18 protein-coding genes and 1 riboswitch are annotated in these 18,918 nt (G+C 74.9%); of the genes, 2 read left to right on the forward strand and 16 right to left on the reverse strand.

Annotated features, from left to right (window positions below; genetic code table 11):
* Window positions 1-34: 34 nt before the first annotated feature.
* The 9 genes from GA0074696_RS21125 to rpe all read right to left on the reverse strand — a co-directional run bounded on the left by GA0074696_RS21125 (window position 35) and on the right by rpe (window position 7,311).
* Window positions 35-298 carry a phosphoribosyl-ATP diphosphatase gene (locus tag GA0074696_RS21125; RefSeq protein ID WP_013732805.1) on the reverse strand — a complete coding sequence of 88 codons (264 nt, stop codon included), beginning with the start codon at window positions 296-298 and terminating at the stop codon, window positions 35-37.
* A 171-nt stretch (window positions 299-469) separates the two neighbouring features.
* Window positions 470-970, reverse strand: coding sequence for a 6,7-dimethyl-8-ribityllumazine synthase (gene ribH / locus GA0074696_RS21130; protein WP_088962704.1), 501 nt, complete (start codon window positions 968-970; stop codon window positions 470-472).
* Between the two features lie 2 nt (window positions 971-972).
* Window positions 973-2,238, reverse strand: coding sequence for a bifunctional 3,4-dihydroxy-2-butanone-4-phosphate synthase/GTP cyclohydrolase II (locus GA0074696_RS21135; protein ID WP_088962705.1), 1,266 nt, complete (start codon window positions 2,236-2,238; stop codon window positions 973-975).
* A gap of 142 nt (window positions 2,239-2,380) precedes the next feature.
* Window positions 2,381-3,073, reverse strand: coding sequence for a nicotinamide riboside transporter PnuC (gene pnuC / locus GA0074696_RS21140; RefSeq protein ID WP_088962706.1), 693 nt, complete (start codon window positions 3,071-3,073; stop codon window positions 2,381-2,383).
* Complete coding sequence (locus GA0074696_RS21145) at window positions 3,073-3,711, reverse strand: riboflavin synthase (protein WP_088962707.1); 639 nt, start codon at window positions 3,709-3,711, stop codon at window positions 3,073-3,075. Before GA0074696_RS21145 ends, pnuC begins: the two co-directional genes overlap by 1 nt.
* A gap of 1 nt (window position 3,712) precedes the next feature.
* On the reverse strand, window positions 3,713-4,219 hold the full coding sequence (locus GA0074696_RS21150; RefSeq protein ID WP_088962708.1) for an RNA-guided endonuclease TnpB family protein: 507 nt from the start codon (window positions 4,217-4,219) through the stop codon (window positions 3,713-3,715).
* A complete protein-coding gene (ribD, locus tag GA0074696_RS21155; protein ID WP_088962709.1) occupies window positions 4,219-5,283 on the reverse strand; it encodes a bifunctional diaminohydroxyphosphoribosylaminopyrimidine deaminase/5-amino-6-(5-phosphoribosylamino)uracil reductase RibD in 1,065 nt (354 codons plus the stop codon). The genes GA0074696_RS21150 and ribD overlap by 1 nt, the downstream gene beginning before the upstream one ends.
* A 149-nt stretch (window positions 5,284-5,432) precedes the next feature.
* A riboswitch (FMN riboswitch) is annotated at window positions 5,433-5,607 on the reverse strand.
* Window positions 5,608-5,669: 62 nt separating this feature from the next.
* Window positions 5,670-6,629, reverse strand: coding sequence for a response regulator (locus GA0074696_RS21160; RefSeq protein ID WP_088962710.1), 960 nt, complete (start codon window positions 6,627-6,629; stop codon window positions 5,670-5,672).
* A 1-nt stretch (window position 6,630) separates the two neighbouring features.
* The gene (rpe, locus tag GA0074696_RS21165; RefSeq protein WP_088962711.1) at window positions 6,631-7,311 is read right to left on the reverse strand and encodes a ribulose-phosphate 3-epimerase; all 681 of its coding nucleotides are present in this window, start codon (window positions 7,309-7,311) and stop codon (window positions 6,631-6,633) included.
* A gap of 258 nt (window positions 7,312-7,569) precedes the next feature.
* Between rpe and GA0074696_RS21170 the strand changes: the two genes are divergently transcribed.
* Window positions 7,570-8,457, forward strand: a complete 888-nt coding sequence (locus GA0074696_RS21170) for a septum formation family protein (RefSeq protein ID WP_088962712.1) — start codon at window positions 7,570-7,572, stop codon at window positions 8,455-8,457.
* Window positions 8,458-8,536: 79 nt separating this feature from the next.
* Entirely contained in the window at window positions 8,537-9,427 is an 891-nt protein-coding gene (locus GA0074696_RS21175) for a septum formation family protein (RefSeq protein ID WP_088962713.1), read from the forward strand.
* A 63-nt stretch (window positions 9,428-9,490) separates the two neighbouring features.
* Here the strand turns inward: GA0074696_RS21175 and GA0074696_RS21180 are convergent, their stop codons facing one another.
* The 7 genes from GA0074696_RS21180 to metK all read right to left on the reverse strand — a co-directional run bounded on the left by GA0074696_RS21180 (window position 9,491) and on the right by metK (window position 18,890).
* Window positions 9,491-11,104: an RsmB/NOP family class I SAM-dependent RNA methyltransferase gene (locus tag GA0074696_RS21180; RefSeq protein ID WP_088962714.1), complete on the reverse strand. Its 1,614-nt coding sequence runs from the start codon at window positions 11,102-11,104 to the stop codon at window positions 9,491-9,493.
* Window positions 11,101-12,027, reverse strand: a complete 927-nt coding sequence (fmt, locus tag GA0074696_RS21185; RefSeq protein WP_088962715.1) for a methionyl-tRNA formyltransferase — start codon at window positions 12,025-12,027, stop codon at window positions 11,101-11,103. The genes GA0074696_RS21180 and fmt overlap by 4 nt, the downstream gene beginning before the upstream one ends.
* A 5-nt stretch (window positions 12,028-12,032) precedes the next feature.
* Window positions 12,033-12,593 carry a peptide deformylase gene (gene def, locus GA0074696_RS21190; protein WP_088962716.1) on the reverse strand — a complete coding sequence of 187 codons (561 nt, stop codon included), beginning with the start codon at window positions 12,591-12,593 and terminating at the stop codon, window positions 12,033-12,035.
* Window positions 12,594-12,636: 43 nt separating this feature from the next.
* A complete protein-coding gene (locus GA0074696_RS21195) occupies window positions 12,637-13,908 on the reverse strand; it encodes a cytochrome P450 (protein WP_088962717.1) in 1,272 nt (423 codons plus the stop codon).
* A 141-nt stretch (window positions 13,909-14,049) separates the two neighbouring features.
* Window positions 14,050-15,033 carry an AAA family ATPase gene (locus GA0074696_RS21200; RefSeq protein ID WP_088962718.1) on the reverse strand — a complete coding sequence of 328 codons (984 nt, stop codon included), beginning with the start codon at window positions 15,031-15,033 and terminating at the stop codon, window positions 14,050-14,052.
* A 204-nt stretch (window positions 15,034-15,237) separates the two neighbouring features.
* Window positions 15,238-17,634 (reverse strand): primosomal protein N', encoded by a 2,397-nt coding sequence (locus GA0074696_RS31975; protein WP_231925104.1) that lies wholly within the window; start codon window positions 17,632-17,634, stop codon window positions 15,238-15,240.
* 65 nt (window positions 17,635-17,699) lie between these two features.
* Entirely contained in the window at window positions 17,700-18,890 is a 1,191-nt protein-coding gene (metK, locus tag GA0074696_RS21215) for a methionine adenosyltransferase (protein WP_088962719.1), read from the reverse strand.
* Between the last annotated feature and the right edge of the window lie 28 nt (window positions 18,891-18,918).

Here is an 18,918-nt window from a genome sequence, read left to right on the forward strand (position 1 = left end):
CCTTCGATCAGGTGTGATCAACGACGGGGCGCACTCAGAGATGTCGGTAGACGTCCTTGAGCTCGAGACCGCTGGCGAGCATCAGCACCTGGACCTGGTAGAGCAGTTGGGAGATCTCCTCGGCGGTCCGCTCCGGCCCCTCGTGCTCGGCGGCCATCCACGACTCGGCCGCCTCCTCGACGACCTTCTTGCCGATGAAGTGCACGCCCTTCTCCAGAGCGGCGACCGTGCCCGAGCCCGGGGTGCCGGCGGCGGCCTTGGCCTGCAGCTCGGCGAACAACTCCTCGAACGTCTTCACGGGATCCGATTCTTCCAGCCACCGGGCGACACCTCGCGCACCGGGTCCGGTCGCGTCGTCCTTCCCACCCCGACGGTCGAGCTCCACCCCCGTCTGCGCGTGTCGCGGTGTTCCCCGGTCGGGGACACCGCGACACGCCGCGGGACGGAGCCGATCGACGACGGGCGGGGGTCAGCGGCCGAAGCCGACCCGGTGGCCGTTGGCCGCGGCCACGTCCCGGATGGCCAGCGCGGCGTCGAGGGCCGCCACGGTGGCCGCCCAGCCCTTGTCCTCCGCCGAACCGGGCAGCCCGGCCCGGTCGCGGGCCTGCTCGATCGTCTCCACGGTGAGCACCCCGTGCGCCACCGGCTTCCCCTCGTCCAGCGCGACGCGGGTGAGGCCGTCGGTCACCGACCGGCAGACGTAGTCGAAGTGCGCGGTGGCACCCCGGACCACCACGCCGAGGGCGACCACCACGTCGCAGCGCCGGGCCAGGGCCTGGGCCACCACCGGCAGCTCCACCGAGCCGGCCACCCGGGCGACCACCGACCGGGCGCCGCACGCCTCGGCCGCCGCCACCGCCCGGTCGAGCATGTGGTCGGTCAGGTCGGCGTGCCAGCGCGCGGCCACCACGCCCACGGTCAGCCCGGCGGCGTCCACCGTGGTCACCCCGGGCTCGCCGAATCCCGCCATGTCTACGCTCCGATCTCGTCGCCGGGGACCGGGCGGCCCATCGGGGCCTCGGTCACCTCGTCCAGTTCGTCCAGCAGGTGCCCCATCCGGTCCCGCTTGGTCCGCAGGTACCGCACGTTCTCCGGGTGCGGCCGGATCGGCAGCCCCTCGCGGCCGGTGATGGTCAGGCCGTACCCCTCCAGCCCGGCCCGCTTGGCCGGGTTGTTGGTCAGCAGCCGCATCGAGCGCACACCCAGGTCGTAGAGGATCTGCGCGCCGGTGCCGTAGTCGCGGGCGTCGGCGGGCAGCCCCAGGTCGAGGTTGGCGTCCACGGTGTCCCGGCCCAGGTCCTGGAGCTGGTACGCCTGGAGCTTGTGCAGCAGCCCGATGCCGCGCCCCTCGTGCCCGCGCACGTAGAGCACCACGCCCCGCCCCTCCCGGGCGACCCGGGCCAGGGCCGCCTGCAGCTGCGGGCCGCAGTCGCAGCGCAGCGAGCCGAAGACGTCCCCGGTCAGGCACTCCGAGTGCACCCGCACCAGCACGTCCTGCCCGTCACCGATCTCCCCGTAGACCAGGGCGACGTGCTCGGCCGGGTCGTGCTCGGCGCGGTAGCCCAGCGCCCGGAACACCCCGTACGGGGTGGGCATCCGCGCGTCGGCGACCTGCTCCACCTGCTTCTCGTGCCGCCGCCGGTACGCCACCAGGTCGGCGATGGTCACCAGGGTCAGGGAGTGCTCGGCGCAGAACTTCTCCAGGTCGGGCACCCGCATCATGGTGCCGTCCTCGTTGACCAGCTCGCAGAGCACGCCGGCGGGACGCAGCCGGGCCAGCCGGGTCAGGTCGACGGCCGCCTCGGTATGCCCGGGGCGGCGCAGCACCCCGCCCTCGCGGGCGCGCAGCGGCACCACGTGCCCGGGGCGGGACAGGTCGGTCGGGTCGGTGCCCGCGTCGGCCAGCAGCCGGATGGTGTGCGACCGGTCGGCGGCCGAGATGCCGGTGCCGATCCCCTCCCGGGCGTCGACGGTCACCGTGTACGCGGTGCCGCGCCGGTCCTGGTTGGTGTGGTGCATCGGCGGCAGGTCCAGCCGGTCGCACTCCGACTCGGTCAGCGACACGCAGATGTAGCCGGACGTCCAGCGGACCATGAACGCCACCAGCTCCGGCGTGGCCAGTTCGGCGGCGAAGATCAGGTCGCCCTCGTTCTCCCGGGACTCGTCGTCGACCACGACGACCGGCCGGCCGGCGGCGATGTCCGCCACCGCCTGCTCGATGCTGGCGAAGGCGCTCATGCCGGCACCCCGCTTCGTCGAACGGCCCGCGACCCGGCCGCGTTGGCGCGTCCGGCACCGTCGACCCGGCGGGCGCCGGGGATCGGACGGTGCGCGGCGGCGTCCGATCGGCGGTATCTGATGATTCGCTCGCTGCGCTCACTCATGCGACAGCCTCCGAGTAGGTGGACGGGATCGGCGGGGCGGCCGACCGGTCGGCCCGCGAGGTCCGCCACCAGGCGGCGAGACCCCAGACGCAGAACGCGCCGTAGAACAGGTACATGGCCGCCGACGGGTAAAAGCCCCCGCGCAGCAGCAGCGGCACGCCGACCGCGTCGACGGCGATCCAGATCAGCCAGAACTCGACCCAGCCGCGGGCCATGCCGTACGTGGCGAGCAGGCTGCCGGTCAGGATCCAGGCGTCCGGCAGCGGGCCCCAGGAGCCGAGCGCGGCGAGCACCGGGTACCCGGCGGCGGTGCCGACGGCGGCGGCCAGCAGCAGGCCGAGCCGCTCCCGGCCGGTGGCCCAGCGAGGGCTGACCGCCGGCTGGTCGTCGCCCTGGCGACGGTTGCGCGACCAGCGCCACCAGCCGTAGACGCTCACCGAGAAGAAGAAGACCTGCCGGCCGGCCTGGCCGTAGAGGTCGTGCGCCTGCGGGGTGGCGAAGACGCCGCCGAGGAAGACGGTGAACAGCAGCGCGTTGCCGATCATTCCGACCGGCCAGGCCCAGACCAGCCGGCGCAGCCCGAGCAGCGCGGAGGCCAGCCCGAAGACGTTGCCGACGATCTCCCGGACCAGCACCGGCGAGCCGGCGATCTCGAGCTGGGCCTCGAGCAGCCAACCGAGCGGGCCCATCAGCGCCCACCCCCCGCGGGCCCGCCGGGCAGGCCGCCGCCGGCGAGCCGGTCGCCGAGCAGCCGCTCGACGTACTTGGCCAGCACGTCGACCTCCAGGTTGACCGGGTCGCCGACGCCCTTGCCGCCGAGCGTGGTGAGCTTCAGCGTGGTGGGGATCAGCCCGACGGCGAACCAGTCGTCGCCGACCGCGGCCACGGTCAGCGAGACGCCGTCGATGGTGATCGAACCCTTCTCCACCACGTACCGGGCGAGGTCGGCGGGGAGCCGGAAGCGGACCGTCTCCCACTGCGCGGCGGGCTCCCGGGCGACGATCTCGCCGACCCCGTCGACGTGGCCCTGCACGATGTGCCCGCCGAGCCGGCTGTTCAGCGCGGCGGCCCGCTCCAGGTTGACCGGGTCGCCCACCCGCAGCGCGCCGAGCGCGGAGCGGCGCAGCGTCTCCCCCATCACGTCGGCGGTGAAGACGCTGTCGGAGACGTCGACGACCGTGAGACAGACGCCGTTGACCGCGATGGAGTCGCCGTGCCGGGCGTCGGAGGTGACCAGCGGGCCGCGGACGGCGACCAGCGCGGAGTCACCCCCGGTGTCCGTGACGCGGACGACCTCGCCCAACTCCTCGACGATGCCGGTGAACATGTCAGGCCTCCGTTACCTTCGGGTGCGCTGCGGTGGGCGCATGTCTGGTAGTCCCGCCTTGCGGTGGGACGGTCCCGGTCTGACCCGCCGAGGCGGTGCCGGGTTGACGCTTCACGGCCACCAGCCCCGCGAGCGGGGTCCCATGGTCGGCTCCACGTCCAGCTACCGGGCCACTCCCGGCAGTTGTCTTCGCTGCAAGTGCGGCGAGGTTCCGTGCGGCATTCACATCCCGGTCGAGGACCAGGGAACATGTGGTGCAGGTGTATATGCGCTCGGACAGGGCCAGCTTGGCTTTCACCGCGCCGCAGTCCGAACACGTCTTCGAGGATGGGTACCAGCGGTCGGCAACAAGGAGCCGACCGCCGCTCCACTGCGTCTTGTACCCCAGTTGTCGGCGCAGTTCGGCGAACCCGGCGTCAGCGATGTGCCGGGCCAACCGCCGGTTACGCAGCATCCCGGCCACGTTGAGGTCCTCGACGACGACAGTGCGGTGCTCGCGGCATGACATCAGCCAATACCTCTATTCCTGGGCAGCGCGGTGATCCGCAGGTCGGGACCGATCTGCGTAACGTCGGTGATCTCCAGGTCGATGGCATCGGCGATGGTCGTCACGCCGGCGTCGACCAGCGCGGTCCGGCCCGCGCCGAGCAGCTTCGGCGCGACGTAGCCGACGACCTTGTCGACCAGGCCGGCGGCGAGGAACGCGCCGGCCAGCCGGGGGCCGCCCTCCAGCAGCGCGGCCCGCACGCCGCGGCGGTGCAGCTCGGCCAGCAGCGCCGGCAGGTCGACCCGGCCGTCCGGGCCGGCCCCGACCTCCGCCGCGGTGGCGATCCACGTCCGGGCGGCGCCGTCGCGGACCCGGGCTCCGGCGGGGGTACGCCCGGAGCTGTCCACCACCACCCGCAGCGGCTGCCGGATGGCCGGGGTGCCGTCGCGCAGGTTGCGGGCGGTGAGCCGGGGGTCGTCGGCGAGCACGGTGCCCACCCCGGCGAGCACCGCGTCGACCGTGGCGCGCAGCGCGTGCACGTCGATGCGGGCCGCCTCGGAGGTGATCCACATGCTGGTCCCGTCGGCCGCCGCCGACCGGCCGTCGAGCGTCGCGGCGAACTTCCAGATGACGTACGGCCAGCCGCGGCGCATCGAGCTCAGCCAGGCGATGTTGCCGACCTCGGCCTCCTGCGCGCGTACCCCGAACTCGACCTGGACGCCGGCGGCCCGCAGGGTGGCGGCGCCGCCGGAGGCGACCGGGTTCGGGTCGGGTACGGCGATCACCACCCGGGCCACGCCGGCCTGGACCAGCGCGAGGCTGCAGGGGCCGGTGCGGCCGGTGTGGTCGCAGGGTTCGAGGGTGACCACGGCCGTGCCGCCGCGGGCGCGCTCACCGGCCTGGGCGAGCGCGACGATCTCGGCGTGCGGTCCGCCCGCGTACGCGTGGAATCCCTCCCCGACGACCGTGCCGTCCGGATCGAGCAGGACGCAGCCGACGACGGGGTTGGGGCTGGTGGTGCCGAGGCCACGGGCCGCCAGCGTGACGGCGCGACGCATCGCCTCGTCGACGGAGACGCCGGCCATGTCCTCTGCCCTCTCACTCGCCGGGCCGCGCGCGGGCGGTACGGGAGGAGCCGCGGGCAGGCGGCGGCGGATCCGGGAACGGCACGGCCGCCCCCGGGGAGCCCACGCGATGGCTGGATGCAGCGACCCACGCAGGCCCGCCCCGTCCCGCGCGCTGTCTCCCATCCGGACTTTCTGGGTGCGGAACGTTCCCCGCTCCCAACCGTCGGCCCCGGATTCTCACCAGGTCCACCGGGCGGCCTGAGCCGTCCGGGTCGCGGGCTTACCACGGTCGGACCGTGGATCACCGCCGGTTCGGAATTTCACCGAGCCCCGCCAGCGCGTGGTGGGTACATGGGAAGTCTTACACGTTCCCCCGGCCGGTACGCCACTGCACGCGGGCTACCTCACACCCCGTCGGCGCGCCGCCGGTCCACCGCCACGTACGAACCGGGCTGGCTCTTGGCGACGGTTTTCATCTCCGAGGCGACCGCGATCGCGGCGAGCGGGTCGGTGAAGCGCTTCCGGGCGTCGGAGAGGGAGACCCCGATGGAGAGGGTCACCAGGTGCGCCTTGCGCACGTTGCCCCGGCGGTCCTTCAGCTCGACGTAGCCCCGCTCGGCGTCGGCCGGGTCGTAGAGCTTGTCGGCGGCCTTCTCGAAGTCCTCCACCGCCCGGAAGGTCAACGGCCGGACCTGCTCCGGGGTGCAGACGACGACGAAGTCGTCGCCGCCGACGTGGCCCAGGAAGGCCGGCGGCAGGCCGATCGAGACCACCGCCCGGTGCAGGCTGCGGGCCAGCGCGGAGATGAACTCGTCGCCGCGGACGAAGCCGTACCGGTCGTTGACGCTCTTGAACCGGTCGATGTCGATGTAGCCGACGGCGTAGTCGACGCCGCTGCGTACCCGGTCGCTGATCTCCCGGCGGATCCGGCTGTTGCCGGGCAGCCCGGTCAGCGGGGAGACCTCCCGGAACTCCTTGTTGCGGCGCAGCGTGGAGCTGACCCGGGCCACCAGCTCGGCGGTGTCGAAGGGCTTGACCAGGTAGTCGTCGGCGCCGGCGCTGAGGCCGTGCACCTTGTCCACGGTCATCCCCTTGGCCGTCAACATGATCACCGGCAGGGCGGAGGTCATCGGGTCGGCGCGCAGCCGACGGGTCAGCTCCAGCCCGTCGATCCGCGGCATCATCAGGTCCACCACGGCCAGGTCGGGCCGGTGCCGCTCGATCATCTCGAGCGCCTCCTGGCCGTCGCCGGCGTGGAGCACCTCGAAGCCGTGCAGCCGCAGGTTGAACTCGACGAAGCGGGCGATGTCCTCGTCGTCGTCGACGACCAGGATGACGTCGGGTCGGTCGCCGGCCGGGTCCACGTCAGGCTCCGGGAGCCGCGCGCTCCGCGAGCCCCCGCAGGCGGCGCACCGCCTCGGCCGGGTCGGCCGCGCCGTAGACGGCGGTGCCGGCGACGAAGGCGTCCGCACCGGCCGCCGCGGCCTGCTCGATGGTGTCGGCGGCGATCCCGCCGTCGACCTCGATGCGCAGCTCCAGGTGGCCGGCGTCGACGTGCCGACGGGCCGCGCGGACCTTCTCCAGCAGCTGCGGGATGAACCGCTGCCCACCGAAGCCGGCCTTGATCGTCATGATCAGCAGGGTGTCGAAGCTGGGCAGCAGCTCCAGGTACGGCTCGATCGGGGTGTCCCGGTCGATGGCCAGCCCGGCCTTGGCGCCGGCCGAGCGGAGGTCCTTGGCCAGCGCGACCGGGTCGTCGCAGGCCTCGGCGTGGAAGGTGACGTTGTACGCCCCGGCGTCGGCGTAACCGGGGGCCCAGCGACGCGGGTCCTCGATCATGAGGTGCACGTCGAACGGGATCCGGGTCACCGCCCGCAGGCTCTGCACCACGGGCAGGCCGATGGTCAGGTTGGGCACGAAGTGGTTGTCCATCACGTCGACGTGCAGCCAGTCCGCGGCGTTCTCCACGGCACGGACCTCGTCGGCGAGGCGGGCGAAATCGGCGGCGAGGATGCTGGGCGCGACGATCGGCGGCGGTACGGTCACGGGGTCAGTGTACGAATGCGGCCACCCGCCGCGGGCATCGCGGCCCCACGGGAACGCCCTGTGACCCAGGAGTGACCGCTGGTGCAAGATTGGGCTCCACGGAACGCAAAACCGGGCGGACGGCCAGCCGCGACTGGCCGACCGACGGAAAGGCGGCAACACTCCATCAGAGACGGTCAGTCGTGCTGCACGTCCCGCGGAACCGCAACTCCGCGTGGGCCGCAACGACCGACCGTCATCTCCCGGAAAGGGCGGACGATGCGACGGTGGCTCGTGGCGCTGGCGCTGGCCGGCGCGGCGACGATGGCGATGAGCGGCTGCGTCCCGCAGCACCGGCCCGACGGCGACCTGGCCGACGACTGGCCGGACCTGCCCGTACCGCGGATGTTCGTGCCCGCCACGGACGCCTGCCTGCCCCGGATCACGGCGGTGGTCCAGGCGGGCACGTACGACACGGTGGACTGCGCCCGCAGCCACCTGGCCGAGGCGATCCACGTCGGGACCTTCACCGGCGGCGCGGCGGCCGGGCCGCGCCCCGAGCCTGGCTCCCCGGCGCTGCGCCCCGCCCGCGCCGAGTGCGACCAGCGGGCCCGCGAGGTGCTCGGGGGCGACTGGCACTCGGCCCGGCTCACCATGAACATCGCGCTGCCCTCCGTGCCGGCGTGGAACGGCGGCGCCCGCTGGTTCCGCTGCGACCTGAGCGAGACCGACAGCATCGACAACACCCGCCCGGTCAACCGCATCGGCAGCCTGCGCGGCGCGATGATCGGCGACAACCCGCTCACCCACCGCTGCTTCGACCCCAAGCTGATCGGCGACAACCTCAACTACATGGCGCCGGTGCTCTGCTCCGAGCCGCACCGGGCCGAGTTCGTCGGGGTCTACCTCGAACGGAACATGACCTGGGCCGAGTTCGGCCGGGCCAACCAGGAGGTGCACCGGCGCTGCATGTCCCTGATCGCCAACTTCGCCGCCGTGCCGAACAACGCCGACCTGCCGTACCGGGCCGGGTCGATCTTCTACCCGCCGTCGCAGCGGGAGTGGGAGGAGGGCGACCGCGGCATCCGCTGCTTCCTGTGGAGCGACGACCGGAAGCTGACCCGCTCGATGCGCGGCGCCGGCCCGAAGGGACTCCCCGCCATCTGAGGCCGGGTGCCGTAAGCTGCCGCACCGTGACACCCGCGCGACGGGCGCCACGGTCACGGTCGGCGAGAGGTCGGGTGCGATGCGGCGGTGGTGGACGGCGGTCGCCGTGGGCGGCGCGGCGTTGCTGGCGCTGACCGGGTGCGGCGCCCCCGCCGGGGTGGACGCGGACCTCGCCGACGACTGGCCGGCCCTCGCCGCGCCGCAGGGCTTCGTCCCCGCCGCCGGGGTCTGCCACGAAGGGGTGCAGGACGTCGGCTACCTCAGCGGCTACCACCCGGTCGACTGCGGCCGGTCGCACCGGGCCGAGACGATGCACGTGGGCACCGTCACCGGCGCCGACGCCCGGCGCGCCACTCCCCCGGCCGGCGGCACCGGCGCGATGCTCGCCGCCCGCACCGAGTGTGACCGGGAGGTCCGGCGGGCGGTCGGCGCCGACTGGCGATCCGGCCGGCTCGGCCTCGCCGTCGTCTTCCCCTCACCGGCGGCCTGGACGGGTGGGGCCCGCTGGTTCCGCTGCGACCTGACCGAGGTCGAGAGCGTCGACGAGGCGCGGGCCACCCCCCGTACCGGCAGCCTGAGGGGCGCTCTGACCCGCGACACCGACCTGCGGCTGCGCTGCTTCGAACCGAAGGTCGACGGCGACGACGTCGAGGCGATGAAGCCGGTCGCCTGCACCGCCCGGCACCATGCCGAGTTCGTCGGCGTCTGGCCGGCCACCGGCCTCAGCTACGCCCAGGTCACCAAGGGCGACGGGCGGGTCCACAAGGGATGCCTCGGCGTGCTGGCGAAGTACACCGGGGTGCCGAACGACGGCAACCTGCGGTTCCGCGCCGGCTCGATCTTCTACCATCCGCTGGAGCGGGAGTGGCGCGACGGCAACCGCGGGGTGCAGTGCTTCGGATGGGTCAGCGACCGCACCCTGACCCGCTCGCTCAAGGGCATCGGCACCCGGGGTCTGCCGGTCCGCTGAGCCGGCGGCGGGGCGGCCCTGTCGTGCTCCGCCCCGCCCCCGTTCCGCTCCGCTGTCCGCCGCTCAGCCGCGGCGCAGCACCGCGAGGAACATCGCGTCCGTGCCGTGGCGGTGCGGCCAGAGCTGCACCGTCGGGCCGTCGCCGAGCCCCGGCATGCCGGGCGGCAGCAGCGTACGGGCGTCGACGAAGTCCGCCGGCACCTCGGCCCGCCGGGCCGCCTCGGTCACCGTCACGTGCGTCTCCACCACGTGCGGGGAGCAGGTGACGTACGCGACCAGGCCGCCGGGACGGGCCGCGCGCAGGGCCGCGGTGAGCAGTTCGCGCTGCAACCGGGTCAGCGGCGGCAGGTCCGACGGCTGGCGCCGCCAGCGCGACTCCGGCCGGCGGCGCAGCGAGCCCAGGCCGGTGCACGGAGCGTCCACCAGCACCCGGTCGAAGTGCCCCTCGGGCAGCTCCGGGTCCGCGCCGACCGTGCGACCGTCGGTGTGCAGCACGCTCACCGGCAGGCCCCGGGTGGCCTGCTCGACCAGCCGGGCGCGGTGCTCGGAGACCTCCACGGCGGTCAGCCGGGCGCCACGCTGCGCGGCGAGCGCGCCGAGCAGGCCGGACTTGCCGCCGGGGCCGGCGCACAGGTCGAGCCAGCGCTCGTCCGGGCCGTCCAGCGGCGCGACGGCCAGCGCGTTCGCCACCAGCTGCGAGCCCTCGTCCTGCACGTGCGCGCGTCCCTGCGCCAGCGCGGGCAGGTCACCCGGCGCGCCGCCGGAGAGGTAGACCGCGTACGGCGAGAAGGCGCCTGGGGCGCCGCCCACCTCGTCGGCCAGTTCCACCGGGTCGGCCAGGCCGGGCCGGGCGCACAGGTGCACCGGGGGTCGCTCGTTGTCCTCGATCAGCAGCCGGGCGGTCTCCCCCAGGTCCCCGCCCAGCGCCTCGGCGAAGGCCCGCACGATCCACTGCGGATGGCTGTACGCCAGCGCCAGGTGGCCGACCGGGTCGGTCTCCATCGGCGGGGCGAGCTTGGCCACCCAGGCGTCGGCGTCCCGGCCGGCGATCTCCCGCAGCACCGCGTTGGCGAAGCCGGCGGCGCCCGGCGCGACCGAGCGGACCAGGTCGACGGTCGAGGAGACCGCCGCGTGCGCCGGCACCCGGGTGTGCAGCAGCTGGTACGCCCCGAGCCGCAGGGCGTCGCGGGCCGGCGGGTCGATCCGCTCGACCTCCCGCCCGGCGGCGTCGGCGATGATCGCGTCCAGGGTGCCGGTGTGCCGCAGCGTGCCGTAGGTCAGCTCGGTGGCGAAGGCGGCGTCCCGGCCGACCAGCCCCTCCTCGCGCAGGATCGACGGGAGCACCAGGTTGGCGTACGCGTCGTCCCGGTGCACCGCCGCGACGGCCTGGTAGGCGGCGTACCGGGGCAGGTCGACGGCCGGGCGGGCGGGACGGCCGCCGCGCCGGTCGAAGCCGGGGCGGCCGCCGGTCGGGCGGTCGCCGCGGTAACCGCCGCTCGCCGGGCGGTCACCTCGGTAACCGCCGCCGGTCGGACGGTCGCCGCGCGGCGCGTCGGAGCGCCGGGGCGCGGACCGGTCGAACCGGTCACCGCGGGAGCCGTCGGCGCGACCGGCGGACCGGTCGCCGCGGGGACTGTCGGAACGGGAGCTGTCGGGACGGTCCGCGGGGGTGCTCACGCGAGCACCTCGCCGGCGCCGACCCGGACGCCGCGCGCCCAGTCGGTCGCCGGCATGGCCTTCTTGCCCGCCGCGCGCACCTCACCGAGCTGCACCGGCACGGTCGCGGTGCCGGCCAGCACCCGGGACTTCTCCACCAGCAGCTCTCCCGGCTTCAACTCGGGGCCGTTGCCGACCGGGGTCACCGGGCCGAGCTTGACCCGGTCACCCCGGAACGTCGTCCACGGCCCGGGGGCCGGCGTGCAGGCCCGGATCCGCCGGTCGACGGCGAAGGCGGGATCGGTCCAGCGCACCCGGGCGTCCTCCACGGTCAGCTTCGGGGCCAGGGACACCCCGTCGGCCGGCTGCGGCTCGGCCCGGGCCGTCCCGGCCTCGATCGCGTCGAGGACGGCCACCAGCAGGCCCGCGCCGGAGTGCGCGAGACGCTCCAGCAGGTCGCCGGAGGTGTCGGTCGGCCGGATCTCGTCGGTGAGCGTGCCGTAGACCGGGCCGGTGTCCAGGCCCTGTTCGAGCTGGAAGACGCTGGCGCCGGTCAGCTCGTCGCCGTGCAGCACGGCCTGCTGCACCGGGGCCGCGCCGCGCCAGGCGGGCAGCAGCGAGAAGTGCAGGTTGATCCAGCCGTGCCGGGGGATCTCCAGAGCCGCCGGCGGCACCAGCGCGCCGTACGCGACCACGGGCACGCAGTCCGGCGCCAGCTCGCGCAGCCGGTCGAGGAACTCCGGCTCGCGGGGCTTCGCCGGGGTCAGCACCTCGATCCCGTGCTCGTCGGCCCAGGCGCCGACCGGCGAGCGGACCAGGCCGCGACCGCGCCCCGCCGGAGCGTCGGGGCGGGTGACCACGGCCAGCAGCTCGTGCCCGGAGGCGGCGACCGCGTCCAGGGCGGGAACGGCGACGGCCGGTGTACCGGCGAAGATCAGACGCATCCGCCTCACCGCCCCAGACCGAAGGGGCTGCCGGCGGCGTGCGGGTTGAGCTTCACCGTGGGCGGGGCGGCCGGGTCGTACCACTCGGCCTGGCGGATGGCCTTCATGGCCTCCTTGCGCCCGGCCGGGTCCAGCCGGTCGACGAAGAGCACCCCGTCGAGGTGGTCGGTCTCGTGCTGCACGCAGCGGGCCATCAGCCCGGTGCCGACGATCTGCATCGGGTCGCCGTAGCCGTTGAAGCCCTTGGCGATGACGTTCTGCCGGCGCTTGGTGTCGAAGTAGAGCCCGGGGATGGACAGGCAGCCCTCCGGGCCGTCCTGTTCCTCCTCGTCGGGAAACTCCAGCACCGGGTTCACCAGGTGCCCGAGCACGTCGTCCACGTCGAAGGTGAACACCCGCAGGCCCACACCGAGCTGGGGCGCGGCCAGGCCGGCGCCGCTCTGCTCCCGCATCGTGTCGGTGAGGTCGGCGATGAGCCTACGGAGCTCGGTGTCGAAGTCGACGACCGGATCGGCCGGCGTGCGCAGCACCGGGTCCCCGAACAGACGGATGGGCTGGACGGTCACGCGGTGTGGCTCCTTCGGCTGTACGGACGAGTGCCGTACCAGTCTACGGAGTGCCGGGGGCCGCCCCGGCCGGCGTACCGCGATGCGCCGCCGCCGACTCCGTGTCGATGATCACCGGCAGGGTCTCGTAGCCGCGCAGGGTGAGCCGGGTCCGGTGCCGGGGCCGGCCGGCCAGGGCGAGGCCGGGCAGCCGGCGCAGCAGCAGCGGGAAGGCGACCTGCGCCTCCAGCCGGGCCAGCCCGGCGCCCAGGCAGTAGTGCGGCCCGGCCCCGAACGACAGTGGGTGGACCGGCGGACGCCACGGGTCGAACCGCTGTGGCTCGGGGTAGCGCCGGGGGTCCCGGTTGGCCGCGCCGAGCAGCAGCAACGTCCAACTGCCCGCCGGCAGCTCGACCCCGCCGCAGCTCACCGGGGCCTCGTTGATCCGGGTGGTGAGCTGCACCGGCGAGTCGTAGCGCAGCAGCTCCTCGACGTACCCGGGGGCGAAGTCGGGATGCTCCCGCAGCGCGTCGGCCGCGCGCGGGTGCTCCAACAGCACCACGAGGCCGTTGCCGAGCAGGTTGGTGGTGGTCTCGAAGCCGGCGACCAGCAGCACCACCAGATTGGCCAGCAGCTCCTCGCCGGAGAGCCGGTCGCCGTCGGCGTCGTGCACCTGGACCAGGGCGGTGGTCAGGTCGTCGGCGGGCGCGGCGCGGCGGGCCCGGACCAGCGCGGCGAAGTAGTCGCGGAGTTCGGTGGCGCCCCGGTCGGCGACGGCCAGCTCCTCGGTGGTGATCTCCGGCTCCAGCACCCCGGTCAGGTCGGCGGCCCAGCGCCGGAACAGCGGCCGGTCGGCCGCCGGCACGCCGAGCAGCGCGCAGATCACCCCCACCGGCAGCGGGTACGCGAACTCGGCCAGGAAGTCGACGGGCTCACCGTCGCGGGCCCGCTCCAGCATCGCGTCGGCCAGCTCGTCGGCCTGCGCCTCGACCACGTCGCGCATGGCGGCGATCCGGCGCGGGGTGAAGGCGCCGGCCGCGAGCCGCCGCATCCGGCTGTGGTCGGGCGGGTTGGTGCGCAGCATCGACCGGGAGATCGACGCGACGGCCGGGCTGTCCCGCCAGCCGGGGAGGAACTGGTCGCGCAGCGCGTCGTCCATCACCCCGAACCGGGAGTCGCGCAGGATCTCGTCCGCCTCGGCGTACCCGGTGACCACGTAGAACACCGGCCCGGCCTGGACCACCGGCCCGTACCGGCGCAGCCGCTCGTACGTGGGGTACGGGTCGATGCGCCCCTGCGGCGACATGAGCAGGGCGAGTTCCTCGGCTGCGTCCATGACCGGCCTCCCGCGTCGATGCGTCGGAGGCTCCATCATGCGCGTCCGGGCCTCGCCCGGCGACCCCGCGCGACCGACCGCCACGGCGGGCGGTCGCGGCGGCGGGCGGCGGGGCCGGCCCGCCGGCGATCGTGGCGAGGCTCAGGCGCCGGCGCCGGGCTCCCCCGCCAGCACCGCGGCGCCACCGAGCAGGGCGTGCTCGGGCAGCGGGAGCTGGATGCCGTGCGCGGCCTCCCAGTCGTAGACGGTGCTCGGCCGGACCTGGGCGGCGAAGAAGTCGACCGCGCTCATCCCGCCGACGACCGGCTCGTCCACCTCGGCGACCAGCTGGGCGGGGACCAGGTTGAAGCCGTTCTGCAGGGCCGCGCTGAGCCGGCGGTGCCCGTCGACGACGAAGAAGTACTCGCCGGTGTACCCGATCCGCAGCGGCTCCAGGGCCTCGTCGCCGGCCCCGGCCACGTCGCCGACGAACTCCGAGTCCCAGAGCCCGCGCAGGGTGGTGATGTCCTCGGTCGGGTAGACCCGGGCCGGGTCGAGCAGCAGCAGCGGCGGGGCGTCGCGCAGCACCTCGGCGCCGAGCCGGCCCTCGTACGCGTCGACGATGTGCTCGATCACCTCGGGCGCCGAGGCCCGGGTGGTGTCGCAGACCAGGTCGTAGTTGCGCAGCCGGGCCTTGTCCACGCCGTAGCGGAGGATGAACCGGTTCCGCTCGCTCTCGCTGCGCTCGAGGAGCTTGGCCTTGGCCTCCTCCAGCGAGGTGTAGCTCTCGGCCGGGCCGGAGGGACGCAGCAGCACCCGGCGGGCCGCCTCGCGCGGCTCGGTGATCATGTGCACCTTGAGCGCGTCGGTGAAGAAGTGCCAGGCCAGCCGGGAGTCCATGACCAGCGACTCGCCGGAGGCGGCGATGTCCCGCTGGAGCTGGTCGACGTAGCCGTCGACGGCCTGGTCCAGCTCGGCGTGCAGGTTGAGCTGGAGGGCGGTCATCTGCCGCTCCTGCGCCATCTGCCGGTAGAGGTCGCCGACGCTGACCCGGCGCAGCCCCAGCCGCTTGGCGATCTCGACGGAGACGGTGCTCTTGCCGCTGCCGAGGTCCCCGTTGAAGACGATCGATTGACGAACGGTCACGACTGGTCCACCCCTGATCACCGGCTGATTGACATCATCGATATGGCGTCGGATCGACGCGCTCCGCCATCGTCGCGCCATCCGTGCGCCCGGGCATGACGGGCGATGTTATCACTCCCCCGCCAGCGGTTTGCCGGACGAGGTGTGCGACGGTACCCGCTCCGGGCCGGGTCGCGCCCGGCCGGTGCCGCGGATCACGGCCGGTCAGAAGAGGCTGAGCGGGTCGACCTGGAGCCGTACCGGGTCGGCGGCCTTGCGGGCGCTGCGCACCCCGGCGGCGATGTGCAGCGCCTCGGCGAGGGCGGCGGCCCGGGCCCGGGGCACCCGCACCAGCATCCGCTCCCGGTCGCCGTCGGCCGGGACCGGGCCGAGCACCTCCGCCCCGTCGGGCAGCCGGGCCTCGGCCAGCAGGTCGGCCACCGCGACGGCCGGGCCGGTCACGCTGGCCATCTTCGTCGCCGGCGGAAAGCCCAGCTCCCGCCGCTCGGCCAGCTCCCGGGCGGCGAACCAGGCCGGGTCCCAGCGCAGCAGCGCCTGCACCGGCGCCAGCGCGCCGTCGGCGACCACCACCACGCGCCCGCCCGCCGACGCCGGCCGGGCCAGCGCGGCCGCGCTCAGCCAGCGGCGCAGCGTCTCCTCGCCGGCGCGCAGGTCGGCCCGGGTGAGCAGGGCCCAGGAGTCCAGCAGCAGCACCGCGCCGTAGCCCCCCTCGGCCAGCGGCTCCGCGCCCGGGGTGGCGATCACCAGGCCGGCGCCGCCGGGCACGGTGGCGAGCACGTCCTCCCGGCCAGAGGTGCGTACCGGCACGCCGGGAAAGGCGCGGCCCAGCTCCTCGGCGGTGCGCCGGGCGCCGGTGACCGCCGCGCGCAGCCGCCGACCGCCGCACTCCGGGCAGGCGTACGCGGCGGCGACCCGGCCGCACCAGCGGCAGGCGGGGGCACCCTCGGCGGAGGGCAGCGCCAGCGGGCCGGCGCAGTGCGGGCAGCGGGCCGGGAGGCGGCAGTCCGCGCAGGAGATCGAGGGCAGGTAGCCCCGGCGCGGCACCTGCACCAGCACCGGCGCGTCCGCGCGCAGGGTGTCCCGGGCGGTGGTCCAGGCCAGGCTGGGCAGCCGGGCCGTCGCCGCGCCGGGGTCGCGGGCCAGCTGCGGGTCGTCGCCGGTCGGCGCGATGCTCGGGGTACGCGCCCGCACGGTCGCCCGGTCGGCGACCACCTCGCGGGCCCAGCCGGTCTCCACCAGCAGCTGCGCCTCGGCGGTCCGGGTGTACCCGCCGACCAGCGCGGCGGCCCCGGCGAGCTGGGCCCGGGTGAGCAGCACGTCCCGGGCGTGCGGGTATGGGGCCCGGGGCTCGGCGTGCAGGTCGTCACCGTCATCCCAGATCGCCACCAGGCCGAGCCGGTCGACCGGGGCGAACATCGCCGCCCGGGTGCCGATCACCACGGGCGCTACGCCGCGCCGGGCGGTGAGGAAGGCCCGGTAGCGGCGGGCCGGGCCGAGGGCGGCGGAGAGGCAGACGTGCCGGCCCGCGCCGAGCGCGCCGGTCAGCGCGGCGTCCAGCCGGTCCAGGTCCCGGGCGTCGGCGACCACGACGACGGCGCCCCGACCCCCGGCCACGGTCGCGGCGACGGCGTCGGCGTACCGGGCGGCCCAGTCCTCCCCGGCCAGCGCCGACCAGACGGCGCGGGGCGGGCGGCCGTCGGCGAGCGCGCGCAGGAACGCCGGTCCGGCCGGATAGTCCCGCCAGCCGCGCGGATCGACGGCGGGCGGGACCGGTGCGCCGGTCGGCTCAGTCGGCTCCAGCGCGGCGGCGACCCCGGCCGGCCCGGTCGCGTCCGCTGCGGCGGCGACCCCGGCGGACGGGGACGCGGCGGCGGCCCCGGCGGACGGGGACGCGGCGACGGCGACCCCGGCAGATGGAGGCACGGCGACGGCGGCCCCGGCGGACGGAGGCGAGGCGACGGCGGCCCCGGCGGACGGAGGCGAGGCGACGGCGGCCCCGGCGGACGGAGGCGAGGCGACGGCGGCCCCGGCGGACGGAGGCGAGGCGACGGCGGCCCCGGCGGACGGAGGCGAGGCGACGGCGACCCCGGCGGACGGAGGCGCGGCGACGGCGACCCCGGCGGACGGAGGCGAGGCGACGGCGGCCCCGGCGGACGGAGGCGAGGCGACGGCGGCCCCGGCGGACGGGGGCGCGGTGTCGGTGGTCGGGGCCGTGCTGACCTCGTCGGGCGTCGTGGCGGTCCCGGCGGCGGTCGGGGCGGCGTCGGCGGTCGGCGGCTGCGCGCGCAGGTCCTTCTCGACCCGGGCGTGGCGGGGCGGGACGGCGAGCCGGAGCACGTCGGCGAGGCTGCCGGCATACCGGTCGGCGACGGCCCGGGCCAGCCGGGCGATCTCCGGCGCCAGCACCGGCTCCGGCGAGACCACCTTCTCCAGGTACGCCAGCCGGCCGGTGTGCCCGGAGTCGTCGGCGCGGTCCAGCAGCCAGCCGTCGACCAGTTGCCCGGCGAAGCGGACCTTCACCCGCACCCCGGGCACGGCGTCGGCGTCCAACTCGGCGGGGACCAGGTAGTCGAACGGGCGGTCGAGGTGCGGCAGCGGCACGTCGACGCAGACACGAGCGACCGGCGACCCCTCGGCGGGTCGCCGGTCGCTGCGCCTGGTGCCGGTCAGGCTCCCGCTACCGACTTGAGGTCGGCGGCCCGGTCCGTGCTCTCCCAGGTCAGGTCCGGCAGCTCGCGGCCGAAGTGGCCGTACGCGGCGGTCTGCTGGTAGATCGGGCGGAGCAGGTTGAGGTCCCGGATGATGGCGGCCGGGCGGAGGTCGAAGACCTCGGTGACAGCCTTCTCGATCGAGGCGACCGGCACGGTCTCGGTGCCGAAGGTCTCGATGAACAGGCTGACCGGGTGGGCCTTGCCGATCGCGTAGGCGACCTGCGCCTCGCAGCGCTCGGCGAGGCCGGCGGCCACCACGTTCTTGGCCACCCAGCGCATCGCGTACGCGGCCGACCGGTCCACCTTCGACGGGTCCTTGCCGGAGAACGCGCCGCCGCCGTGCCGGGCGTACCCGCCGTAGGTGTCAACGATGATCTTGCGGCCGGTCAGGCCGGCGTCGCCCATCGGACCACCGATCTCGAACCGGCCCGTGGGGTTGACCAGCAGCCGGTAGCCCTCGGTGTCCAGGCCGAGGCTCTCCAGCTCGGGGGCGATGACGTGGTCGCGCACGTCCGGGGTGAGCAGCGAGTCCAGCGAGATGTCCGCGGCGTGCTGGCTGGACACGACCACGGTGTTGAGCCGGACCGGACGCAGGCCCTCGTACTCGATGGTGACCTGGGTCTTGCCGTCGGGCCGCAGGTAGGGGATGGTGCCGTCCTTGCGCACGGCGGCCAGCCGGCGGGCCAGCCGGTGCGCCAGCGCGATCGGCAGCGGCATCAGCTCGGGGGTCTCCGAGCAGGCGAAGCCGAACATCATGCCCTGGTCGCCGGCGCCCTGCGCGTCCAGCGCGCTCTCCGACTCACCGGTACGCAACTCGAAGGCGTTGTCGACACCCTGGGCGATGTCGGCGGACTGGCCGCCGATCGAGACGCTGACGCCGCAGGAGGCGCCGTCGAAGCCCTTCTTCGACGAGTCGTACCCGATCCCGAGGATGGTCTCCCGGACGATCGTCGGGATGTCGGCGTACGCCTTGGTCGTCACCTCGCCCGCGACGTGCACCTGCCCGGTGGTGATCAGGGTCTCCACCGCGACACGGCTGTGCGGGTCCTTGGCCAGCAGGGCGTCCAGGATGCCGTCGCTGATCTGGTCGGCGATCTTGTCCGGGTGGCCCTCCGTGACCGATTCGGACGTGAAAAGACGTGTCACGGCACTCCTAAGCACTTGAGTCTCTCTG

Origin of the sequence: Micromonospora purpureochromogenes (assembly GCF_900091515.1) — a bacterium.
GTDB lineage: Bacteria > Actinomycetota > Actinomycetes > Mycobacteriales > Micromonosporaceae > Micromonospora > Micromonospora purpureochromogenes.

What these genes read in the sequence shown, in the direction of transcription:
- GA0074696_RS21195 (WP_088962717.1), bottom strand. Translation starts at nt 13,908, where the DNA reads ATGGACGCAGCCGAGGAACTCGCCCTGCTCATGTCGCCGCAGGGGCGC.
- ribD (WP_088962709.1), bottom strand. Translation starts at nt 5,283, where the DNA reads ATGGCCGGCGTCTCCGTCGACGAGGCGATGCGTCGCGCCGTCACGCTG.
- pnuC (WP_088962706.1), bottom strand. Translation starts at nt 3,073, where the DNA reads ATGGGCCCGCTCGGTTGGCTGCTCGAGGCCCAGCTCGAGATCGCCGGC.
- ribH (WP_088962704.1), bottom strand. Translation starts at nt 970, where the DNA reads ATGGCGGGATTCGGCGAGCCCGGGGTGACCACGGTGGACGCCGCCGGG.
- GA0074696_RS21145 (WP_088962707.1), bottom strand. Translation starts at nt 3,711, where the DNA reads ATGTTCACCGGCATCGTCGAGGAGTTGGGCGAGGTCGTCCGCGTCACG.
- GA0074696_RS21150 (WP_088962708.1), bottom strand. Translation starts at nt 4,219, where the DNA reads ATGTCATGCCGCGAGCACCGCACTGTCGTCGTCGAGGACCTCAACGTG.
- fmt (WP_088962715.1), bottom strand. Translation starts at nt 12,027, where the DNA reads ATGCGTCTGATCTTCGCCGGTACACCGGCCGTCGCCGTTCCCGCCCTG.
- GA0074696_RS21175 (WP_088962713.1), top strand. Translation starts at nt 8,537, where the DNA reads ATGCGGCGGTGGTGGACGGCGGTCGCCGTGGGCGGCGCGGCGTTGCTG.
- GA0074696_RS21170 (WP_088962712.1), top strand. Translation starts at nt 7,570, where the DNA reads ATGCGACGGTGGCTCGTGGCGCTGGCGCTGGCCGGCGCGGCGACGATG.
- GA0074696_RS21135 (WP_088962705.1), bottom strand. Translation starts at nt 2,238, where the DNA reads ATGAGCGCCTTCGCCAGCATCGAGCAGGCGGTGGCGGACATCGCCGCC.